Origin of the sequence: Meiothermus luteus (assembly GCF_003574085.1) — a bacterium.
GTDB classification, from domain to species: Bacteria; Deinococcota; Deinococci; order Deinococcales; family Thermaceae; genus Meiothermus; species Meiothermus luteus.
Genome location: NZ_QWKZ01000054.1, coordinates 1 through 20,294 on the forward strand (window position 1 = coordinate 1; position 20,294 = coordinate 20,294).

Here is a 20,294-nt window from a genome sequence, read left to right on the forward strand (position 1 = left end):
CCCCCGGAGCCTCCCTCGAGCAGCCAAACCACCCCGACCCCCTCTGGCCCGGTAGAGCGCCGGGTGGTGGTGAGCTACACCCTGCCCGAGAACCTGCCCAACGCCGTAGTAGTCATCACCGTACAAGACGAGGTCATCGTCAACACCCTCTTTGAGGGTCCGGTGGAGCAGCCCTGGAGCTTCAACCAGGAGGTGGTGGTGCGGGGCAGCGCAATCCTGCGGGTGGTGGTCAACGGGCAGCTCACGGTGGAGAGCCCCTTATGAGGGGGGCTTGGGCCGAGGCGCTGGCCTGCCGTTACCTGCTGAAAAAGGGCTACACCCTGCTCGGAAGGAACCGCCGCACCCCCTACGGGGAGATAGACCTGTGGATGCAGGATGGGCCGGTCTACGTGGCGGTGGAGGTCAAGCAGCGCCGCAGCGCGGCCTTCGGCACCCCCCTGGAGGCCCTTACCCCGGCCAAGTACCAGCGCATCTACCGGTCGGTGCTGCACCTGCTGGGACGGGACGATGCCCCGGTGCGCTTTGAGGCCGTCCTGGTCTACGGCACCAAGGAGCGTTACCGCCTCGAGCACCTGCACCTCGAGCCCTAAGGGGCATTATGCTGGGCAGCATGAAAGCCATACTGGTAGAACAACCCGGTGGCCCCGAGGCGCTCCGGCTGGCCGATCTTCCCATACCCCGTCCTGGCCCCCAGCAGGTGCGCATCCGGGTGGAGGCCGCAGGGCTTAACTTTGCGGACATCCTCTACGTAGCTGGGGAGTACCTCACCCGCACCCGCTACCCCACCGTGCCGGGGATGGAGTTCGCTGGGGTGATCGAGGAGCTGGGCGAGGGGGTCAAGGGGCTTCGGGTAGGCCAACGGGTGGCCGCTTTGGGCAGCGGGGCCTTCGCCGAGTACGCCCTGGCCTCAGCCCAGGCGGTCTTCGCCGTTCCCCCCCAGTGGAGCGCGGCCGAGGCCGCGGCCTTCCCCGTCTCCTACCTGACCGCCTTCTTCGCCCTGGTCGTCCAGGGGCGGGCCCAGCCCGGCGAGTGGGTGCTCATCCAGGCCGCTGCCGGGGCTTTGGGAACCGCCGCCATCCAGGTGGCCCGGGCCTTGGGACTTAGGGTGGTGGCCTTGGCCAGCCGGGAGGAGAAGCTCGAGCTTTGCCGTCGCCTGGGGGCCGAGGTAGCCCTTCTGAGCACCCAGGAAAACCTGGTTGAGGCGGTGAAGGAGGCCACTGGAGGCCACGGGGTAGACCTGCTGATGGAGGTGGTGGGAGGGGACGGCTTTGCCCAGAGCCTGCGCATGCTGGCCTACCGCGGCCGCCTGCTGGTAATCGGCTCGGCCTCCCGCAGCCTGGCCCAGATGCACCCGGTCGCCCTGATGAAGGGCAACCAGAGCGTGATTGGGGTCTGGCTCACCCCCTTCCTGAGCGACCCCAAGGCGATGCGGGAGGCCACCGAGTTCCTAAGCCCCCAGCTGGCCTCGGGCCAGCTTCGCCCCATCGTGGGGGAGCGCTTCCCGCTGGAAGAGGCCGCCCGGGCCTTTGAGTTCATCCTGAGCCGAAGGAACACCGGCAAGGTGATCCTCGAGCCCTAGCCCTAAGGAGGCCCAAAACCCGGGTAGACCCGGGGCAGCAGCCCCCGCTCAAAAGCCGCCCGGCTGAGCTCCTCGCGGAACCGAGGGTGCGCGATCTGGATGAGGGCCTGGGCCCGCTCGCGCAGGCTACGTCCGAACAGCTCCGCTACCCCGTATTCGGTCACCACGTAGTGCACATCGGCCCGGGTGGTCACCACCCCGGCCCCAGGCCGCAACAAGGGGACAATCCGGCTCACACTGCCCCCTTTGCCGGTGCTAGGCAGCGCAATGATGGGCCTACCCCCGGGGCTGGCCGCAGCTCCACGGATGAAGTCAAGCTGCCCCCCAAAGCCCGAGTAAATCCGGGTGCCGATGGAATCGGCACAAACCTGGCCGGTAAGGTCTACCTCTAGGGCCGAGTTGATGGCGACCATGCGCTCGTTGCGGGCTATCACAAAGGGGTCGTTGACCCAGTCGGCGGGCCGCATCTCAAAGAGGGGGTTGTTGTGGACAAAGCGGTAGAGCCGCTCCGAACCCAGCACAAAAGTCCCCACCACCTTGCCAGGCAGGAGGGTTTTACGCTGCCCAGTTACCACGCCCCGCTCCAAAGCCTCCATCACCCCATCCGAGACCATCTCGGTGTGTACCCCGAGGTCCTGCCGCCCGGTAAGGTGGGCCAGCACCGCGTCGGGAATAGCCCCGATGCCAAGCTGCAAGGTAGTCCCGTCGTCAATCAGGTCGGCCACGTACTGGCCTATGCGGGCCTCCACCTCGCCATAGGGTTCGCGGGGGAGTACCGGCAGAGAGAAGTCCGCCTCCACGAAGGCCGCGAACTTGGAGATGTGCACAAAGGTATCCCCCAGGGTGCGGGGCATGCGCCGGTTGACCAGGGCGATGCTCCGCCGGGCGGTCTCAATGGCCGCCTTGGTGGCGATGACCTCCACCCCAAGGCTTACAAAACCAAACTCGTCCGGGGGAGAGACCTGCACCAGGGCGTAATCCAGCGGCAGCACCCCCGCTTGAAGAGCCAGGGAATCTGGTGCAGCGAAATGGGCACGTAATCAGCCCGCCCGCTGTTGACCGCCTCCCGGTCGGCCGGCCCCACAAAAAGCGAGCGGCGGCGGAAGTGGCCCTCCATCTCTGGGGCCAGAAAGGGGTCGGCGCCGAGCTGCAGCACATGGACCAGCTCCACCCCTTCTAGCTCGTCCTTGCGGGCCGACAGGGCCTCTAGAAGTGGGGTGGGGGTAGCGGCGTTGCCCGAAACGTACACCCTGGAGTGGCTCCGCACCAACCGTGCGGCGGTCTCGAGGTCGGTCAACCTGCTCCGGTATAGCTTCTCCACCTCGCTGCGGCCGAGGGCCTTGCCGGTCCGGGAGATGCGCTTCATGTCCCCATGCTACCCCCGGTCCGCGGGGCAAAAGGACCTCAAAGCTGGGCCTGGCCGGGGTTGGCCCAAAGCTGCCGGGCCCGTTCCTCGGGAAGGATGAAGCCCGCCGAGACCACGTACCTGAGCGCATCTTCTATGCTGATGTCCAACGGAATTACATCGGCGGTGGGCACGATGATGGCCATCCCCGAGGCGGGCACCGGGCTCGTAGGCACCAGCACCACCGTGTACCCCTCCGGCAGGGGGGAGAGCCGACGGCCCACCTGGGAGCTGGCAATAAAGCACAGGGTATAGAGCCCCTTGCGGGGGTATTCAATTAGGGCTGCCCGCTGAAACTGCATCTCGGGCTGGCCCAGCAAGGTCTGGGCAATTTGCTGCACGGCTTTGTAAACCTCCCGCACCAGGGGGATGGCCTTTATGCTCCGATCCAAAGCCGCAAACAGCAGCCGGCCCACATAGTTGTTGGTCAACATACCCACCAGCGTCACCAGCCCCAGCGTGGCCACAATGGCCAGGATGGGCAAGAAGGGCATCATCCAGCGGGCCGGCTCTGCGTCAATGGCCCGCAAAACGCCCTCAATGATTCCGTTGGACCAGTTGTAAACCCAAACCAGGACATAAAGAGTTACCGCGATGGGCAAAGTGGAAAGCAGCCCCGCGAAAAAGTAGCGGCGAAGTCGGTTGCCCATAAGCCTTACGCCCAAGTTTACCGCGTAAGGCGACGGACTCTACGGCTCACCCTGCTTGCGGAAATCGCCCACCGGCAGCCTGGGCACCTGGGCCAGCACCCGTACTTGGGAGCGGTTCACGTTGTGCAAAAGGGCTCCTCCTGAGAGGGTCGCGCGCTCTTTGGCGTTCACGCTCCGGGCTGGAACGTCCTGGTTGCCCAGCCGCCCCCCTACCACTGTGGCCTCTCCGGTATTGTCGTTGTAAACCAACCGCACCCCGGTGGTGGTGATGTCCCCATCCACCAGGGTCACCCCACCCGTGGCCAGCAGACGCTTCTCCTCGGTCAGGCTGCGCACCTCCTTGGCCCGGATGATGAGGTCCCCCTTCCCCTCCCGGTGGCGGACCAGCACCACCTCCTTCTCGTCGTTGAAAACCGCCAGGCCCCGCTCCTCCTCGTAGTAGACCTGCTGCGACCGACCTTCCTGCCGGCCGTTCTTGAGGGCTACGCCCCCTTCGCTGGTGGAGATGTTGGTGTCCACCTCAAAGGTCATCCGAGGCGCCGTCACCTCCACCGGGTCACCGCCTTTCTCCTTGGGCTCATGGCGCATGCGCGCCCCCCCCTCCAGCACCCCCCGTCCGTTGCTCTCGCGGTAGACCAGGCGCGGGCCGCTCGCGGTCATCCGGTCCCGCTTGACGGTCACACCCCCCTCAAATGAGGCCACCCGCTCCCCCTCGGCCTCCTGCATGGTCTTGCCCTGGGGGGCCTCGAGGGTGGCTCGAGTCGCGCTAATCTCCAGGTCTTTGACCCGCCCGATCACCCCACCGGGCCGGCCCGCCTCGTAAACCCAAGGCCCCATCCGCAGGTTCCCAGAACGCTGCCCCCCCGGGGCCTCAATGGTGATGATGCGCTGTTCTTTGGTCTGGGCCAAAACGGCCAAGGCTAGAAGGAAAAGCAGAAAGCCAAGGCGTCTCATGAACTACCCCCTTCAATTGGACAGGGCGGCTGCTCCCCCCCAGAGATGAACCGCTCCACGGGGTCACGCCAGCTCGGGTTCTCTATGCCGAAGTCGCTCTTGAAGTCCTTGCCCCTTACCTCCAGGCTGGGCGCGGTGATGTGAACGCTGGGGGCCCGGAAGCCCTCCCGCTGGTCTATGACCACCGGCGGCTCCCCTGGGCTCCCCAGGTGGACCGTGTAGCACCCCTTGAGAATCTCCACCCGGGCGTAGGGCAGGCGCAGGTTGTCCGAGCGGTCTATGGTCACCTCAGGGGCGTAAAGCCGCAAATCCAACCGCTCCTCCACGAAGCGCCTTCCCGACTCCAACCCTATGACCCGGGCCTCCCGGGTGCTGGGGTCCTGCTCAACCTGCCGTGCAGCAAACTCCCAGCGGGACTGCGGGTCTTGCTCCGGGTAGAGGGTAAGCCGGACGTCCTCCAACCTAACCCCTCGCTCGGGCACAGCGGGCGTGGGGAGCGGGCGGCTGGCCAGGTAGAGGGAGAGCAGCAACACTGCAACCAAAGCAGCGACGGCAGCACGAACCACGGCTAGAGGGTAGGCACAGGGCGGCTAAGAAGCGTGAAGGGGGCTTAAAGGACGTCCCGCGGGGTTCCGCGGGTGCGGTAGTTAATCCAGCTCTTGCGCAGCCGCAGGGCCTTGGTGAGCGGCACGTACAGGGGCGAGAGGGGCAGGTCGTAGGCCGGAAAACGCACCCGCCGACCTCCAAAGCCCTCCTTGAAGCTGTCAATCCCCGCCGCGTGGCTGCCCTCACGCTTGCGGGGCACGCCCCAAAGATCGTAGGTGTGGTATCCGTGTTCTACCCCCCAGAGAATGGCCCTCCAGTGCATCCCGTTGGGGGCCTTGGCGTTGGTGTTCTTGCGGGAGCTGCCCCCGTAGAGGTAATCAACCCGGCCCGCGAAGGCCACGAAAAGCCCCGCGGCCAGGGCCTTCCCCTCCAGGCGGGCGATGGAGATGAAGGCCCGTCCCAAAGGCTGGTTCATCTCCCGCAGCACGGCCTGGTAGTAGGCCTTGGCGTGCTGCCGCAGTCTGGCCCGGCGGTTGGTCTCCTCAAAAAGGGCCCAGAACTCCTCAAAGGCCTCCTCGCCCTCTATACTGGCGACCACCCGCTTCTCGGCCAGGCGGGTGTTCCGCCGGTGCATGCCCTCCATCTGGGCCAGCAGCCCCTCCCGGCCCAGGCCGAGCTCGAGCCATACCGAGTACTCAGGCTGGATGGTCTCGCTGGGGCGCAGCCCAGGGAAAACCGGGGCCGGTTCCGAGGCCGGCTGGCCGGTCTCTGGCTCGAGCTTTAAGTAGGCCGCTCCCTGGGCCACCCGGCGCAGCGCCTGGGCCACCTTAGGCAGGTCTTCTACCCTCCGCAGGGCTGGCCCCCGGGGGGCGTACAGCATGGAAAAAGGACCCCAAAACCGGCGGCGAAAGAGCTGCACTGCGGCCACCAGGGTGTCCCCTTCGTAAAGGGCCAGACGCTCGGGCTGCCAGCCCGAAAGCCGCTTGACCTCCCCCCAACCCCACGACTGCAGGGCGCTGGTGATGGGCAAAGAGGCCACCAGGGGGTTCCACTCCTCAGCACGGGAAACCGGCTCAATCCGCAGCACGCCTGATTATGCCCGAGGCCGCGGGCCCCCGGTCAAGCCCAGGTATACTGGCGGATGTGGCAACCATGATGCGCATCGCCTTCCAAGGGACCGAAGGCGCCTACAGCGAGGAGGCCTCCCTAAAGGCCTTCCCAGGGGCCCAGACGATTGGGCTGCCCACCTTCCACCAGGTCTTCTCGGCGGTGACCGAAGGGGAGGTGGACCTGGGGGTGGTGCCGGTGGAGAACACCACCGCCGGCATCATCAACCAAACCTACGACCTCCTCCTGGAGACCGATTTGCACGTGGTGGGGGAGCTGGTGCTGAAGGTGGACCACTGCTTGCTGGCCCCACCCGGGACCCGTTTAGAGGACGTTCGAAAAGTCATCAGCCACCCCCAGGGCCTGGCCCAGTGCGACGGGTTCATCGCCCGCTACAAGCTCGAGGCCATCCCGGTCTACGACACCGCGGGGGCGGCCAGGGCGCTGGCGGAGAACCCCGAGCCGGGGCTGGCGGCTATCGCCAGCCGTCGGGCAGCGGAGCGCTACGGCCTGGTGGTGCTGGCCCAAAGCATCCAGGATTTCATCGGCAACTATACCCGCTTTTTCGTCCTCTCCCGGGAGGACTGGCCCCGCCGGGAGGGCCCCTACAAGACCTCGGTGGTCTTCACCACCCGCCACCGCCCAGGCGAACTCTTGGCAGCGCTCAAGGCCTTCGCCGACCAAGGCATCAACCTCACCAAGCTCGAGTCCCGTCCCCGCCGCAACCCTGACCGGCCCTTCTCACCCATCTTCTACGCCGATTTTGAGGGCCACGCCGAAGACCCTGGCCCCTCCCAAGCCCTCCTGACCCTTCTGCGCCGGGCCTCCTTCGTAAAGGTGCTGGGCTCCTATCCGGCGGTCACGAGCTGGGGCTTCCTCAAAGACCCGGAGGACTAGCCCATGGGAGAACCGCAGAAGCGCATTCCGGTAACCGTGGTGGGCGGCTTTTTGGGCGCGGGCAAGACCACCTTGGTCAACCACTTGGTGCAAAGCGCCAAGCTCCGCTTCGGGGTTGTGGTCAACGAGTTCGGGGAGACCGGCATTGACGGCTCGCTCATAGAAAACGTGGACGCCGACGGGGTGGCCGAGCTGACCAACGGCTGCTTATGCTGCGTGGGGCGCGAGGACCTAATCTCGGCACTGTTCAGGCTCACCGGTCGGAAGGAAAAGCCCGAGCACATCCTGATTGAGCTATCGGGGCTGGCCGACCCGGTGCCCGTGGCCCAGACCCTGCTTGACCCCTTCGCCCGCACCCGCTTTGAGCTTGACGGCATCATCGGGGTGGCCGACGCGCGAAACCTCGAGCGCACCCTAGGGGAGGTCCCCGAAGGGGCCGTGCAGCTCGCCTACGCCGGGGCGGTGGTGCTCAACAAAACTGACCTATCCAGCCCCCCCCAGGTGGCCGAGGCCCAGGCGCTGGTCCAGAGGATAAATCCCCTGGCCAAGGTCTACCCCACCGCTCGAGCCCGGGTAGCCCCCGAGCAGCTCCTTAGGCTGCGCTCCTTTCACCCTGACTGGCCGCCCCAGGATCACCACCACCTGCACACCCCCCACCTGCAGACCTTCACCCTGAGGGCCACCAGGCCCCTGGAACGCCATAGGGTCAACGCCTTCATAGACCGGTACCTTATCGCGCGGCCAGACGCGGTCTTCCGCGCCAAGGGCTACCTGAGCGTGAGGGGCTTCAAGCAGCAGATACTCCTCCAGTCGGTGCGGGAGATTTTCAGCCTGGAAGAGTCGGACCGCCCGGCCGAGGCCCCCTCCGAACTGGTGGTCATCGGACGGAACCTAGACCAAAGGGAGTACGAGGAAGCCTTCCGAGGGCTCTGAGGGCCCCTGGCGAATTTGGGGAATTCTGGTGGAGGCGGGGGGATTTGAACCCCCGACCTTGTCCTTGCAAAGGACCTGCTCTCCCGCTGAGCTACGCCCCCGCAGGGAGTATAGCAACCCCTCGGACTTCCGTAAAGGGCGGCTTTGGGCTATACTTGCCCTTTGGGTGCGCCAAAAGCGGCCCCGGGGGGTAGGGAACGGTGCCCGGGGAGGCCCGCCAAGGCGCCAAAGGAACGCCCACTCCAACCGTCCCGTTAGGAGAACACATGGCCGTGAACGTATCCATCAAGGAGCTTCTGGAAGCCGGGGTGCACTTCGGGCACGAGACCAAGCGCTGGAATCCCAAGATGAAGCGCTACATCTACGCAGAGCGCAATGGGATTTTCATCATTGACCTGCAAAAGAGCATGGTGGAGCTCGAGCGCACCTTCAAGTACGTGCAGGACCTGGCCATGCGGGGGGCCACTATCCTCTACGTGGGCACCAAGAAGCAGGCCCAAGAGATTATTCAGCAAGAGGCGGAACGGGCCGGCATGCCCTACGTGAACCAGCGTTGGCTGGGAGGCATGCTCACCAACTTCCGCACCATCACCGCCCAGGTCAACCGGCTGGCAGAGCTGGAGGCCCTTTTTGAGTCGGAGGAGATCAAAGAGCGGGTCAAGAAGGAGCAGGTGCGGCTTAAGCACGAGCTCGAGCGCCTCAAGAAAAACCTTGGGGGTTTCCGCAAGCTGCGCCGCCTGCCCGACGCGGTCTTCGTGGTGGACCCCACCAAGGAGGCCATCGCGGTCCGGGAGGCGCGCAAGCTGGGCATCCCGGTCATCGCCCTGGCGGACACCGACTCCGACCCTGACCTGTGCGACTTCATCATCCCCGGCAACGACGACGCCATCCGCTCCATTCAGCTTATTGTGAGCCGGATGACCGACCTGATCGTAGAGGCCCGGGGCGGCGGCCGGGAGGCCACCGCTCCAGAGACCGAGGAGACCCCGGTAGCGGAAGCCTAAGCCCTGGGGGAGGTTATGAGCCAGCTCGAGCTAGTCAAAAAACTCCGTGAACAAACCGGCGCAGGCATGAGCGATGTAAAAAAGGCCCTAGAGGACGCGGGCTGGGACATGGAAAAGGCCACCGTCCTGCTGCGCGAGCGGGGGGCCCTGAAGGCCGCCAAAAAGGCCGACCGCGAGGCCCGGGAGGGCATCATCGGCTACTACATCCACCACAACCAGCGGGTAGGGGTGCTGGTGGAGCTCAACTCAGAGACCGACTTCGTGGCCCGCAACGAGGAGTTCCAGCGCCTGGCCAAGGACCTAGCCATGCACATCGCCATGGCCAACCCCCGCTACATCAGCAAAGAGGAGGTCTCGGCAGAAGACCTGGAGAAGGAGCGGGCCATCTACGTGCAGCAACTCCTAAACGAGGGCAAGCCCCAGAACATCGCCGAGAAGGCCGCCGAGGGACGCTTGCGCAAGTTCTACGAGGAGGTGGTCCTGCTGGAGCAGCCCTTTGTGAAAGACGAAAAAATCAAGGTGGGGGAGCTCATCCAGGCCGCCATCGCCAAAATTGGGGAGAACATCCAGGTCAAACGCTTCTGTCGCTTTGAAGTGGGGGCGTAAGCCATGCGGATTGGGGGTCGAAAGTCGCGGGGCTTTCGGCCCCTTTCTTCGTAGGGGGGTTCATGGAACCGGGTTCAACCCTAAAAGGCCCGATCAGGTACAAACGGGTCCTGCTCAAGCTCTCAGGGGAATTCCTCAGCGGAAACGGGTTCGGCATCCAGCCCGAGGCCACCAAGGCCCTGGCCCAAGAAGTGGCCAAGGCCCATCAGCTCGGGGTTCAGGTGGCCATCGTGGTGGGCGGCGGCAACTTCTGGAGGGGCGCGCGGCAAGGGGTAGGCATGGACCGGGCCAGCGCAGACTACATCGGGATGCTGGCCACCATCATGAACGCTTTGGCCCTCCAAGACGCGCTTGAATTCATCGGCATCCCTACCCGTGTCCAAACCGCCCTCACCATTCCCCAGGTGGCCGAGCCCTACATCCGCCGGCGGGCCATCCGGCACCTGGAAAAAGGCCGGGTGGTCATATTTGGAGGAGGCACGGGCAACCCCTACGTCACCACCGACACCGCCGCGGCCCTGCGGGGCCTAGAGATGAACGTGGACGCGGTGCTGATGGCCAAGAACAAGGTGGACGGGGTCTACAACGACGATCCCCGCAAGAACCCCCAGGCCCGCAAGTACGACGACCTCACCTACCACCAGGCCCTGGTGGAGGGCCTCCAGGTGATGGACGCTACCGCCATGGCCCTTTGCCAAGAGCAGAATCTGCCCATTGTGGTTTTTGACATGTTCACCGAGGGCAATCTGGAGCGGATTATCCGAGGGGAGCGGGTGGGTACGCTGGTGCACAGCTAAACGCCCCGCGCCGGCCGGGCGGCGCCATTTTAGAGCACGCTGCCAAAGGTCCTTTTTTAGGGGTAAGCTATCCCCACCGAAGGAGGTTCCCATGCTCAAGGAGCTCTACAACGAAACCCGTCAGCACATGCAAAAGTCGCTGGAGGCCCTGGAGCACCACCTCTCCACCCTGCGCACCGGCCGGGCCAACCCGGCCATCCTGAGCGGCATCAAGGTGGAGTACTACGGCAGCTTGGTCCCCTTGAACCAGGTGGGCACGGTCTCTTCGCCCGACCCCCGCACCCTGGTGGTGCAGGCCTGGGACTCGGGCCTGCTCAAGGAAATTGAGAAGGCCATCCGCGACTCCGACCTAGGGCTCAACCCTACCAACAAAGGGGATGCGCTTTACATCAACATCCCCCCCCTCACCGAGGAGAGGCGAAAAGACCTGGTCAAGATGGTCAAGCACCACGCTGAGGAAGCCCGCATCGCGGTGCGCAACATCCGGCGCGAGGCCCTTGACAAGGCCAAAAAGCTGGAAAAAGAAAAGCACCTCTCCGAGGACGAGATAAAGCGGGCCGAGGCGGAAATCCAGAAAATCACCGACGAGTTCATCCAGAAGATTGACCAAGCGCTGCACAAAAAGGAGCAGGAAATCCTAGGCAGTTGACGTGCCCAAGCAAACCCCGCCCGACCCAAGTCTGCCTACCCGGGTAGCTTCCTCGCTCATCGGGGTCCTGGTGTTGTTCCTGGTGCTGTGGGAGGGCCGGGTCTTCCTGTTTTTGGCCTTGGTCCTCATTCTGGTGCTGGGGTCGCTCGAGCTGCGGCACATGCTGCGAAACCGCGGCGTAGAGCTCAACATGGCCTTTCTGGTGGGCGGGGGGTTGGTGATGCTCCTTTTCAGTCTGCCCCAGCTTCACGACATCTACCCCGGCGTGCCCTGGCGGGAGATCGCCTTGGGGCTTGTGCTAATCGGAGCCTTCAGCGCGGAGCTCATCGTGGGGGCCAACATCGAGCGCTTTGCCTACAGCCTGATGGCCTTTCTGTACCTTCCCTGGACACTGGGGTTCTTTCTCCTCCTACGCCACTCCCCCAACGACGAGATTGGCCTTTGGATACTCGCCCTACCCCTCATCAGCAGCTTCTCCAACGACATAGGCGGGTATTTCGTGGGCCGCTACTTCGGGCGGCGCAAGCTGGCCCCCAGCATCAGCCCGCAGAAGACGGTGGAAGGGGCCATAGGCGGTATCCTCACCAGCTTTCTCCTGCTCTTTCTCTTCACCACCATCGTGCGCTCGGTCTACCCCGAAAGCCCCTTCGCCCTCTTTCGGCCTGTGGAGCTCTTCGTGGTCAACCTGGTGCTCTCCTTCGCCGCGCAGCTCGGCGACCTAACCGAGTCCATGCTCAAGCGCTACTGCGGCGTGAAGGACTCGGGCTACTTTCTGCCCGGCCACGGGGGGCTATTGGACCGGATTGACTCCCACCTCTTCACCGCACCCCTCACCTACTACCTGCTGACCATCCTCCTCTGAGCCAGCCGGTAGACTAGTTCCCAGATGAGCGAGACCCCCAAACGCGTGGTGGTGCTGGGCTCCACCGGTTCAATCGGTACCCAGACCCTCGAGGTCTGCCGCTGGCGGGGCTACCGGGTGGTGGGGTTGCTGGCTGGGAAGAACCTGGAACTGCTTTGTGACCAGATCAGCGAGTTCCAGCCGGAGGCAGTGGCCGCCGACGCCGCCATCCTGCCGGAGCTAAAAGCCCGCTTTCCCAGACTGAATCTGGTGGAGCCCCAGGAAGTGGCAGCCTGGCCCGCCGATGTGGTGGTGGGCGCGGTGCCCGGGCTGGCGGGGCTGCTTGGGGTGCGGGCAGCGGTGTCCCAAGGACGCCGCCTGGCCCTAGCCAACAAGGAGAGCATGGTGGCGGCGGGCCCGCTTCTCTGGCAAGAGGCAGAACGGAGCGGGGCGGAGATTCTCCCGGTGGACTCCGAACACTCGGCCCTCTTTCAAAGCCTCCTCGGCGAGCCGCCCCAGGACATAGCCGAGCTGATTCTGACCGCCTCGGGCGGCCCCTTTCTGCGCGAACCCGCCGACCTCTCCAGGGTCACCCCCGAGATGGCCCTAAAGCACCCCCGCTGGCGGATGGGGCCCAAGGTGACCGTGGACTCCTCTACCCTCTTCAACAAGGGCCTGGAGGTGCTGGAGGCGGTGCAGCTCTTCAGGGTGCCGGTGGAGAAGGTCCGGGTACTCATCCACCCCCAGGCCTACGTCCACTCCATGGTGCGCTTTCAGGATGGCAACCTCAAGGCCCAGCTCGGGCCTACCGATATGCGTTTGGCCATCCAGTACGCCCTCACCTACCCCCACCGCCCCCCTACCCCCTTGCGGGAGGCACCGATCCCAGAGCGGCTGGAGTTCTTCCCCCCGGACACCCAGCGGTTCCCAGCTTTGGCCCTGGCCTACGAGGCGGGGAGGATGGGCGGGCTGGCCCCGGTGGTGCTGAACGCCGCCGACGAGGTGGCGGTGGAGGCTTTTCTCCAAGGGCATATCGGCTACCTGGAAATCCCCCGGGTGTTGGAAAAAGTGTTGCAGCAGACCCCTAGGGGCGAGCTTACCTGGGAAAATGTGTTTGCGGCTGACCTGGAGGCCCGCAGACTGGCGCGGGCCCTTTTGGGCGTAAGGGAAACCCCATGAGCTTCCTCTGGTTCTTACTGATTATCTCCATCAGCATCTTCGTGCACGAGCTGGGCCACTACCTGGCAGCCCGGCTGCAAGGGGTGGGCGTCAAAAACTTTGGGGTGGGTTTTGGCCCTACCCTCCTCAAGCTCGAGCGCTGGGGGACCACCTGGCGGCTCAACGCCATCCCCCTAGGGGGCTACGCCGAGATTGACGGGATGATGCCGGGGGATACCCACGGCTACGCCCGGCTCTCGGGCCTGGGCAAGTTCTTCATCCTGGTGGCCGGGGTGGCGATGAACCTGGCCTTGGCCTGGGGGGTGCTGGCCGGGCTGGCCTCGGTACAGGGCGTGCCCCAGACCCGGGCGGTGGTGACGGAAGTGCTGCCCGGAAGCCTGGCCGAGCAGGCTGGCTTCCGGGTCGGCGACCGCATCCTGAGCCTTAACGGGGAGCCGCTTCAGTCCTACGACCAGGTAACCCGCTTCCGACAAAGCCCGGGAGAAAAGGTCTTCGTGGTGCTGCGCGACGGCGCCGAGGCCACGGTGCGCTTCTACTGGGATGGCACCCAGGAACGGCTCGGCATCGTCTACAGGGCTGAGGTGGTGGGCTACACCCGGCTCAACTTCTTCCAGGCCCTGGGGCGAACCGTGGGTGAAACCCTAGGCGCGGCCCCCCGCTTCGTGCAGGAGCTGGTGGGCAGCCTGGCCCGCATCCTCGCTGGCCAGCAGACCCAAGGGGTGGCGGGGCCGGTGGGGATCGTTGGCATCACCGGACAAGCGGCCCAGCAGGGGCCAGCCGCCCTTCTAAGCCTATTGGCCATCATCAACCTCTCCTTGGCGGTCTTCAACCTGCTGCCTATTCCAGGGCTGGACGGGGGGCGTATCCTGGTGCTGGGCCTCAACGCCCTCACCGGGGGGCGCATCCGTCCAGAGCTCGAGGCCCGCTTGGCCTACGGCGGATTCTTGTTCCTAATCCTCCTGATTGTGCTCGTCACCATCAATGACCTGCGCAACCTGGTGGGCGGCTAGATGGACACCACAGCGCTCATCCCCGCTTACAACGAAGAGGCCCGCATCGGGAGCGTGGTGCGCGTGGCCCGGGAGGCGGGCCTGGCGGTGCTGGTGGTGGACGATGGCTCCACCGACCGCACCGCCCAGGCAGCCCGGGCAGCCGGTGCCTCCGTGCTGCGCTTAGACCAAAACCAGGGCAAAAGCGCGGCCCTGGCCCACGGGCTGGCCCAGGTCAAGACCCCCTACCTGGTGCTCTTGGACGCCGACCTGGTGGGCCTAAAGCCCGAGCACCTAGAACAGATGCTGGAGCCGGTGCGCAAAGGGACTCTCGAGATGGCCATCGGGATTTTCAAGTCGGGTGGCCTGATGACCGACATCGGCAACCGGGCCACCCCCTTTCTCTCCGGCCAGCGGGCCTGCAAGACCGAGTGGCTGCGGGGCGTGCCCAACCTCACCGCGCACCGCTGGCCCGAACCAGCCATCACCGACCACCTAGCCCGGACCGGGGCCAGGTGGGCGTACATTGAGCTAAAAGGGGCCAGCCAGGTGATGAAAGAGCAAAAAAGGGGCCTTTGGAAGGGCTTTCTCATGCGCCTTCGGATGTACGCCGAGCTGGTGCTGTATCGGCTGGGCAGCAGAAGCCGGGCCTAGCCCAACGAGCCCCTCGGTAAAATAGGCCTATGGACACCCTGAGCCGGGCTGTAGCGGGCGAACGCCTCTCCAAAGACGAGCTGCTAGAACTCTTCTACCTTCCTCTGCCCGAAGTGGCCTCAGCCGCCCACGAGCTGCGGCTCAAGCGCAGCAACCCCCAGGTGGTCACCTACCTGATTGACCGCAACATCAACTACACCAACATCTGCACCGTGGCCTGCAACTTCTGCGCCTTCTACCGCACCCGGCGCCAGGCCGACGCCTACGTACTCTCCTTTGAAGAAATTGGGCGGAAGATAGAGGAGCTAATGCAGATTGGCGGGCGGCGCATCCTGATGCAAGGGGGGGTGAACCCCGACCTGCCCTTTGAGTGGTACCTCGAGCTGCTGCGCTACCTCAAAGCCCACTACCCCGAGGTGCGGATTGATGCCTTTAGCCCGGAGGAAATCCTGGGCCTGGAAAAGCTCACCGGCCGCGATTGCGAGGCACTCCTCACCGAGCTCAAAGAGGCCGGTCTGGACGGCCTGCCAGGGGCGGGGGGCGAAATTCTGGTGGACGAGGTGCGGGCCAAAGCCGCCCCGGCCCGCATCAAGAGCCGCGACTGGTTCCGTATCCTGGACACCGCCCAGCGCCTGGGCCTCTACACCATCGCCACCATGGTCATCGGGTTTGGCGAAACCTACGAGCAGCGCGTTGAGCACCTGCTGCAAATCCGCGCCCAACAGGACAAGGCCCTGCGGGAATACGGCCAGGGCTTCGCGGCCTTTGCCATGTGGACGCTCCAGACCGAGCACACCCGGCTCAAGGGCAAGGCCCCCGGGGCCACCGCCCACGAGTACCTGCGCCAGCTCGCCATCGCCCGCATCGCCCTGGACAACATCCCCAACCTACAGGCGAGCTGGCCTACCCTGGGCTTTAAGGTGGCCCAGGTGGCCCTCTACTACGGAGCCAACGACTTTGGCTCCACCATGCTGGAGGAGAACGTGGTGAGCGTGGCAGCCGGCCACAACCGCACCCACGCCACCGTGCGCCAGATCGTCCGCCACATCGCCGACGCGGGCTTCACACCGGCCGAGCGGGACCCTTACTACAACATCCTGCGCTACCCCGATGTGGAAGCGGTTCTGGCCGAAAAACCACCGGCGCCCCTACCGCTGGCTTAGTTGCGAAAAACCACGTCTTCACGCCGGAAGCTGTGGTAGGCCAAGTAGAGGGCTAGCCCGGCGAAAACCAGGGTGGAGGCCCAGGTAATGCCGAGCTGAGGAACGGTGACCATGCCCTTGACGATGCTGTCAATGGCCAGCACCACGTTCACAAAGGGCAGGACAAAGAACCAATCCTGCAATTTCAGAAAATCGGAAAACTGAAGGAACAGGATGGGCACCAGCATCACCAGCATCAGGGGGCTCATGTAGCTCTGGGCCTCCTTGTAGCTGCGGGCGTACAGGCCCAGCGAGATCATGAGGGCGATGACGAGCAGGGCGAACAGCACCGCCGTGACCAGGATGGAAAGGTAGCCCAGCGGGTCTAGGGCCAGAGCACCCCCCAACTGGGGCGCGTTTTCCTCCCGCTGAAGCGCTTGGAGCTGCGCGGAGAAAGCGCTACGGAGCATCCCCCCGCCCAGCAAAAGCCCGGTCATAGCAGCCAGGGTTGAGAGCAGCGACATCACGAATACCGCCAGCCCCTTGCCCAGCAGAATCTGCATCAGGGGCACGGGGGCCGCCAAGAGGGCCTCGAGGGTGCCCTTCTCCTTCTCCCCGGCCGTGGCGTCCACCGCCACCGGCATCCCCCCCGTCTGGATGAACAAGACCAGGAAGTAGGGGATTAAGAAGGCAAAAAGACCGGCGGCCCGCTCCTGCTCACGCGAGGCGTCTTCGATCTCGAGCCGGAAGGGCTCGAGCAGCTCTGTCCCGATGCCCCTGGCCCGCAGGCGCTCGGCCACCACCTGGTCTTTGTAGGCCCGGAGCGCCCCTTGCACCTTCTCCACCACCAAAGCGCTCTGGGTGGCTCCGCCAGAAAGCCGGCCGTAGAGGGTGTAGCGGCCGTTTTCGTAAATCAGGGCGGCTTGAACCTCGCGGTTCTGTACGGCTTCCTGGGGGTTGGCAACCGGCACAGGCTCTACCTTAGCCCTCTTCAGCGCCTCCAGAACCTCCACCGGAACCCCCACCACCCCCACCCTCTGCACGCTTTCCTGGGTTTTCTGCGCGACATTACCGAAGAGCAAAATGGGGCCAAACATCAGCAACGGCATGACGAAAATGGGCAGAACCAGGGTGGTGAAGAGCACCCGGCGCTCGCGCACCACGCTCAGAAGCTCCTTTCGGGCGATAATCAGGATTTCGTTCACGCGACCTCCTCCAGCCTGCGAATAAAGGCTCGCTCGAGGTTCCCTGAACCCAGCGCCAACGCTTCTTGGAGGCTGCCCTCATAGACCAGCAAACCCTTGTTCATGAACCCCACCCGGTCGCAGACCTCCTCGGCCTCGCTCATCACGTGGGTGGAGTAGACCAGGGTCTTGCCCAGGCCAGCGTACTGCCTGACAAAATCCAGCAAGGCTCGCCGGGCAAACACGTCCAGCCCCGCGGTGGCCTCATCCAGCAGCAGAACCTGCGGCTGGTGCAGGATGGCCCGGGCAATCACGATCTTCTGCTGCATGCCGCTGGACATGTCCTTCACCTGTTTGCTCAGCACAGCCCGCTCAATACGCAGCAGCTCGGCGGCCCAGGCGATGCGCTCCTTGAGCTTGGCCCCCCACAGGTCGTAAAAGCTGCCGAAGAAATCGAGCACCTCGTATCCGGTCAGCTTGTCGTAGACCTTCATGCCGCCATTCACAATGCCCAAATTGCGGCGTACTTCCAGCGATTGCCGTACCACGTCAAAGCCCGCCACCCTGGCCCTGCCCGCAGTGGGCCTGAGCAGGGTGGCCAGCATTCGCAGGGTGGTGGTTTTGCCAGCGCCGTTGGGCCCCAACAGGCCATAGACCTCTCCGGGTCGTACCTCGAAGGAAACACCCCGAACCGCCTGGAACCTGCGGTAGCTTTTCCCAAGCCCCTTTGCCTCAATCACCCTGCCAGAATACCAAAGCTCGAGGCCTACCCGGTGCGCTTCAGCCGGCCGGTGCGCTTGGCCCACACCTCGGCGGCGTGAAAGACCCAAAGCCCCAAGGGAATCAAGACCAAGCCCATCAAGAGGAGAATGCCCAGCTCGGGCAGCACCGAGGAGAGCGGGGCCCCTACCAGCCTGTCCGGGGTGGAGTCGGGGTGGTTGATGCCCATCAGCTTGCGGCAGGCCTCGAGGGCGTAGGTGGCCGGGCTCAGGTAGGCCAGGGGCTGCACCCAGGAGGGCAGCACGCTCACCGGGTAGTAGATGCCCGAGACCAGGAGCAACACCCCCTGGAAGATGTTGGTGGCCTGGGCCCCGTTTTCCGGCGACATCACCGGCAGAATGGCGGCCATCAGGCCCAGGCCCATGAAGGCCAGGCTGCCCACCAACAAAACCACCAGCACCCCCAGCAGGTTGGCCCCGTTCACCGGAACCTGGATGAAGAGCACCAGCCCCACCAGGATCACGATGGTGCGCACAACGCTGTACATCACGGCAAACAGGGAGACCCCAGCAAGGTGGATAAACCTAGAGGCCGGGGCCATAAAGGTGTACTCGAGCGTCCCCTCCCAGCGCTCGTAGCTGATGGAGTTGGCAATCTCGTTGTACATGGCCGACAAAAACGACCACAAGAGCACCCCCAACAAGAGCGTAAGGGTCAGGCGAAAGTCGTCCTGGGCCTTGCCGATGAGGGCAATAGTGGCCGAGTTGACAATGGCATAAAACACGAACACCGCCACCCAGCTCATGTAGCGCCGGGTCAGGTGCCAGTCGCGGAAGACAAAGGCCCACATGGGGCGGAGGTATCGTTCAAGCATAAGGACTCCCTTCGTTCGTACGTGAAGATGGAGGGGGCTGCCGCTACGGTTGGCCCGCCTCATCGTTCAGTTCTTCCCCGGTGAGGGCGATGAAGGCTTCCTCTAGGTCGGCGGTGCCCGCCCGGCGCTTTAGCTCATCCGCAGTGCCCTCGGCCACCAGCCGCCCGTGGGCCAGGAAGCCGATGCGGTGCGCCAGCCGCTCGGCCTCGGCCATGTCGTGGGTGGTAAGGAGAATGGTGGTGCCCTGGCGGGCGCGCAGGTCTTCCAAAAAAGCCTGCACGTCGCGGCGGCTCTTGGGGTCGAGGCCGGTGGTGGGCTCGTCGAGGAGCAAAAGCGGCGGGTTGATTAGGAGGGCCCGGGCGATGGAAATCTTTTGCTGCATGCCCCGGCTCATCTCCTCGAGGGGGTCATCAAAGCGACGGGACTCCAAGCCCAGCTGCTCCAGAATCTGCATGGCCCTTTTTTCGGCCTGGCGGGGCTCCAAGCCATAAAGCTGCGCGGCGTAGAGTAGGTTCTCGCGGGCCGAAAGCTTTTTGTAGAAAGCCGCGTCCACGCTCACCCGGCCCATCTTGCGGCGCAGCTTGGCCTCATCTTCCGGCAGCCGGTAGCCCAGCATCCGCACCGTGCCGCCATCAGGGGTCAGCAGGGTGGATAGGATGCGAATCAGGGTGGATTTACCCGAACCATTGGGCCCCAGGAGGGCATAGGTCTCGCCCTTTCGCACATGAAAAGAGACCCCTTTGAGGGCCCACTCCTCCTTAAGGGGCCCAAAGAGTCCCTCGCGCTTGCGAAAGACCTTTTTGAGGTCGGAAACCTCAATGGCCAGTTCGGTCTGGGTGGGATTGAGAATCAGCACAGGTTCTCCCGTCTTGAGTCAAGCAAGGCTTGAGGGCCTAGGAAGGCCGGCCAGGCCTTCCCAACAAATCGGCGGCCCCAAGGCCGCCAGCGGTTATAGGCAGGTTGGGGCAAGGGGCAATCAGGCGCAAACGCGAATCATGGCTTCACCGCTCCATAGCCTACATCCAGAGGGCAGGGCTGTCAACTGCTCAGACGATGTTCCCCTCGGAAAATCCCCGACCCTCCACCCACCGCTCGTAGCGCAGGGCATCTATGTTCAGGCTGTGGGCCCGCCCGTCGGCAATTTCCTCGGCCATCAGGCGGCCCACCATGGCGGCCTGCTGGACGCCATGGCCGGAGAAGCCGCAGGCGTTGACCCAGCCCTCCACCCCCGGCATCCAGCCCAGGATGGGGTTGTGATCAGGGGTAACCTCGTAGTAGCCCCACCAACTCGCCTTGCGGTCAAGCTGGAGGCGCCCCAGCCAAGGAAAGCGGGCCAGGCCCACCTCCAGGGTGGGCTCGAGCCAGGCCCAGTCCATCCCCTCGCGAAAGCCCACGTCGGCTGGGTTGCTGCGGCCAAAAATCAGCCGGTTCCCCTCGGAGCGGAACCAGAAGCCGCTATGAAGGTCAATGGTCAGGGGGTATGCGTGAGGGCACGGGGTGGGCGCGGTACAGAAGACCATGCGGCGGGCCGGCTCAACGGGGATAGATAGCCCCGCCCGGCGCCCTACCTCCCCCGCCCAGGCC

The 20,294-nt window shown here is 64.7% G+C and carries 22 protein-coding genes, 1 tRNA gene and 2 pseudogenes; 14 read left to right on the forward strand and 11 right to left on the reverse strand.

The window, feature by feature from the left end; all coding sequences use genetic code 11:
• The 3 genes and pseudogenes from Mlute_RS08965 to Mlute_RS08975 form a co-directional block, all read left to right on the forward strand.
• Positions 1 to 264, forward strand: a pseudogene (locus Mlute_RS08965) (PASTA domain-containing protein); the annotation flags it as partial.
• Complete coding sequence (locus Mlute_RS08970) at positions 261 to 590, forward strand: YraN family protein (RefSeq protein WP_119360356.1); 330 nt, start codon at positions 261 to 263, stop codon at positions 588 to 590. The pseudogene Mlute_RS08965 and the gene Mlute_RS08970, both read left to right, overlap by 4 nt.
• Positions 591 to 610: 20 nt before the next feature.
• Positions 611 to 1,579 carry an NADPH:quinone oxidoreductase family protein gene (locus tag Mlute_RS08975; protein ID WP_119360357.1) on the forward strand — a complete coding sequence of 323 codons (969 nt, stop codon included), beginning with the start codon at positions 611 to 613 and terminating at the stop codon, positions 1,577 to 1,579.
• 2 nt (positions 1,580 to 1,581) lie between these two features.
• Here Mlute_RS08975 and Mlute_RS08980 read toward each other — a convergent pair.
• The 5 genes and pseudogenes from Mlute_RS08980 to Mlute_RS09000 form a co-directional block, all read right to left on the reverse strand.
• Positions 1,582 to 2,945, reverse strand: a pseudogene (locus Mlute_RS08980) (acetyl-CoA hydrolase/transferase family protein).
• Positions 2,946 to 2,983: 38 nt separating this feature from the next.
• Positions 2,984 to 3,634, reverse strand: coding sequence for a DUF502 domain-containing protein (locus Mlute_RS08985; protein ID WP_119360358.1), 651 nt, complete (start codon positions 3,632 to 3,634; stop codon positions 2,984 to 2,986).
• Positions 3,635 to 3,673: 39 nt separating this feature from the next.
• On the reverse strand, positions 3,674 to 4,588 hold the full coding sequence (locus Mlute_RS08990; protein WP_119360359.1) for an LPS-assembly protein LptD: 915 nt from the start codon (positions 4,586 to 4,588) through the stop codon (positions 3,674 to 3,676).
• Positions 4,585 to 5,154 carry a hypothetical protein gene (locus Mlute_RS08995; RefSeq protein WP_119360360.1) on the reverse strand — a complete coding sequence of 190 codons (570 nt, stop codon included), beginning with the start codon at positions 5,152 to 5,154 and terminating at the stop codon, positions 4,585 to 4,587. Before Mlute_RS08995 ends, Mlute_RS08990 begins: the two co-directional genes overlap by 4 nt.
• A gap of 44 nt (positions 5,155 to 5,198) precedes the next feature.
• Entirely contained in the window at positions 5,199 to 6,221 is a 1,023-nt protein-coding gene (locus Mlute_RS09000) for a lipid II:glycine glycyltransferase FemX (RefSeq protein ID WP_119360361.1), read from the reverse strand.
• 68 nt (positions 6,222 to 6,289) lie between these two features.
• On the opposite strand from Mlute_RS09000, the gene pheA reads away from it, so the two are divergent.
• Positions 6,290 to 7,138: a prephenate dehydratase gene (gene pheA / locus Mlute_RS09005; protein WP_119360374.1), complete on the forward strand. Its 849-nt coding sequence runs from the start codon at positions 6,290 to 6,292 to the stop codon at positions 7,136 to 7,138.
• A 3-nt stretch (positions 7,139 to 7,141) separates the two neighbouring features.
• The gene (locus tag Mlute_RS09010; RefSeq protein WP_119360362.1) at positions 7,142 to 8,071 is read left to right on the forward strand and encodes a CobW family GTP-binding protein; all 930 of its coding nucleotides are present in this window, start codon (positions 7,142 to 7,144) and stop codon (positions 8,069 to 8,071) included.
• A gap of 26 nt (positions 8,072 to 8,097) precedes the next feature.
• Here the strand turns inward: Mlute_RS09010 and Mlute_RS09015 are convergent.
• Positions 8,098 to 8,172 (reverse strand) — tRNA-Ala (locus tag Mlute_RS09015).
• Positions 8,173 to 8,337: 165 nt separating this feature from the next.
• Between Mlute_RS09015 and rpsB the strand changes: the two genes are divergently transcribed.
• The 9 genes from rpsB (at position 8,338) to mqnC (ending at position 15,953) form a co-directional block, all read left to right on the forward strand.
• Positions 8,338 to 9,075 (forward strand): 30S ribosomal protein S2, encoded by a 738-nt coding sequence (rpsB, locus tag Mlute_RS09020; RefSeq protein ID WP_119360363.1) that lies wholly within the window; start codon positions 8,338 to 8,340, stop codon positions 9,073 to 9,075.
• 15 nt (positions 9,076 to 9,090) lie between these two features.
• Entirely contained in the window at positions 9,091 to 9,681 is a 591-nt protein-coding gene (gene tsf / locus Mlute_RS09025; protein ID WP_119360364.1) for a translation elongation factor Ts, read from the forward strand.
• A 92-nt stretch (positions 9,682 to 9,773) separates the two neighbouring features.
• Positions 9,774 to 10,478 carry a UMP kinase gene (gene pyrH / locus Mlute_RS09030; RefSeq protein WP_119360375.1) on the forward strand — a complete coding sequence of 235 codons (705 nt, stop codon included), beginning with the start codon at positions 9,774 to 9,776 and terminating at the stop codon, positions 10,476 to 10,478.
• A gap of 91 nt (positions 10,479 to 10,569) precedes the next feature.
• Complete coding sequence (gene frr, locus Mlute_RS09035; RefSeq protein ID WP_119360365.1) at positions 10,570 to 11,127, forward strand: ribosome recycling factor; 558 nt, start codon at positions 10,570 to 10,572, stop codon at positions 11,125 to 11,127.
• A gap of 1 nt (position 11,128) precedes the next feature.
• Positions 11,129 to 11,989: a phosphatidate cytidylyltransferase gene (locus Mlute_RS09040; RefSeq protein WP_182482515.1), complete on the forward strand. Its 861-nt coding sequence runs from the start codon at positions 11,129 to 11,131 to the stop codon at positions 11,987 to 11,989.
• A gap of 24 nt (positions 11,990 to 12,013) precedes the next feature.
• Positions 12,014 to 13,147, forward strand: a complete 1,134-nt coding sequence (gene dxr, locus Mlute_RS09045) for a 1-deoxy-D-xylulose-5-phosphate reductoisomerase (RefSeq protein WP_119360366.1) — start codon at positions 12,014 to 12,016, stop codon at positions 13,145 to 13,147.
• Positions 13,144 to 14,157 (forward strand): M50 family metallopeptidase, encoded by a 1,014-nt coding sequence (locus tag Mlute_RS09050; RefSeq protein ID WP_119360367.1) that lies wholly within the window; start codon positions 13,144 to 13,146, stop codon positions 14,155 to 14,157. Before dxr ends, Mlute_RS09050 begins: the two co-directional genes overlap by 4 nt.
• Complete coding sequence (locus Mlute_RS09055) at positions 14,158 to 14,790, forward strand: glycosyltransferase family 2 protein (RefSeq protein ID WP_119360368.1); 633 nt, start codon at positions 14,158 to 14,160, stop codon at positions 14,788 to 14,790.
• A gap of 29 nt (positions 14,791 to 14,819) precedes the next feature.
• Positions 14,820 to 15,953 (forward strand): cyclic dehypoxanthinyl futalosine synthase, encoded by a 1,134-nt coding sequence (mqnC, locus tag Mlute_RS09060; RefSeq protein ID WP_119360369.1) that lies wholly within the window; start codon positions 14,820 to 14,822, stop codon positions 15,951 to 15,953.
• On the opposite strand, the gene Mlute_RS09065 is transcribed toward mqnC, so the two are convergent.
• The 5 genes from Mlute_RS09065 to Mlute_RS09085 form a co-directional block, all read right to left on the reverse strand.
• Positions 15,950 to 17,137, reverse strand: coding sequence for an ABC transporter permease (locus Mlute_RS09065; protein WP_119360370.1), 1,188 nt, complete (start codon positions 17,135 to 17,137; stop codon positions 15,950 to 15,952). The two genes, mqnC and Mlute_RS09065, sit on opposite strands and share 4 nt — an antisense overlap.
• The gene (locus Mlute_RS09070; RefSeq protein ID WP_119360371.1) at positions 17,134 to 17,856 is read right to left on the reverse strand and encodes an ABC transporter ATP-binding protein; all 723 of its coding nucleotides are present in this window, start codon (positions 17,854 to 17,856) and stop codon (positions 17,134 to 17,136) included. The genes Mlute_RS09065 and Mlute_RS09070 overlap by 4 nt, the downstream gene beginning before the upstream one ends.
• A 26-nt stretch (positions 17,857 to 17,882) precedes the next feature.
• Entirely contained in the window at positions 17,883 to 18,710 is an 828-nt protein-coding gene (locus Mlute_RS09075; RefSeq protein ID WP_119360372.1) for an ABC transporter permease, read from the reverse strand.
• 43 nt (positions 18,711 to 18,753) lie between these two features.
• The gene (locus tag Mlute_RS09080) at positions 18,754 to 19,566 is read right to left on the reverse strand and encodes an ABC transporter ATP-binding protein (RefSeq protein ID WP_119360373.1); all 813 of its coding nucleotides are present in this window, start codon (positions 19,564 to 19,566) and stop codon (positions 18,754 to 18,756) included.
• A 190-nt stretch (positions 19,567 to 19,756) separates the two neighbouring features.
• A partial coding sequence (locus Mlute_RS09085; protein WP_147371052.1) for an NAD(P)/FAD-dependent oxidoreductase occupies positions 19,757 to 20,294 on the reverse strand: 538 nt, incomplete at its 5' end.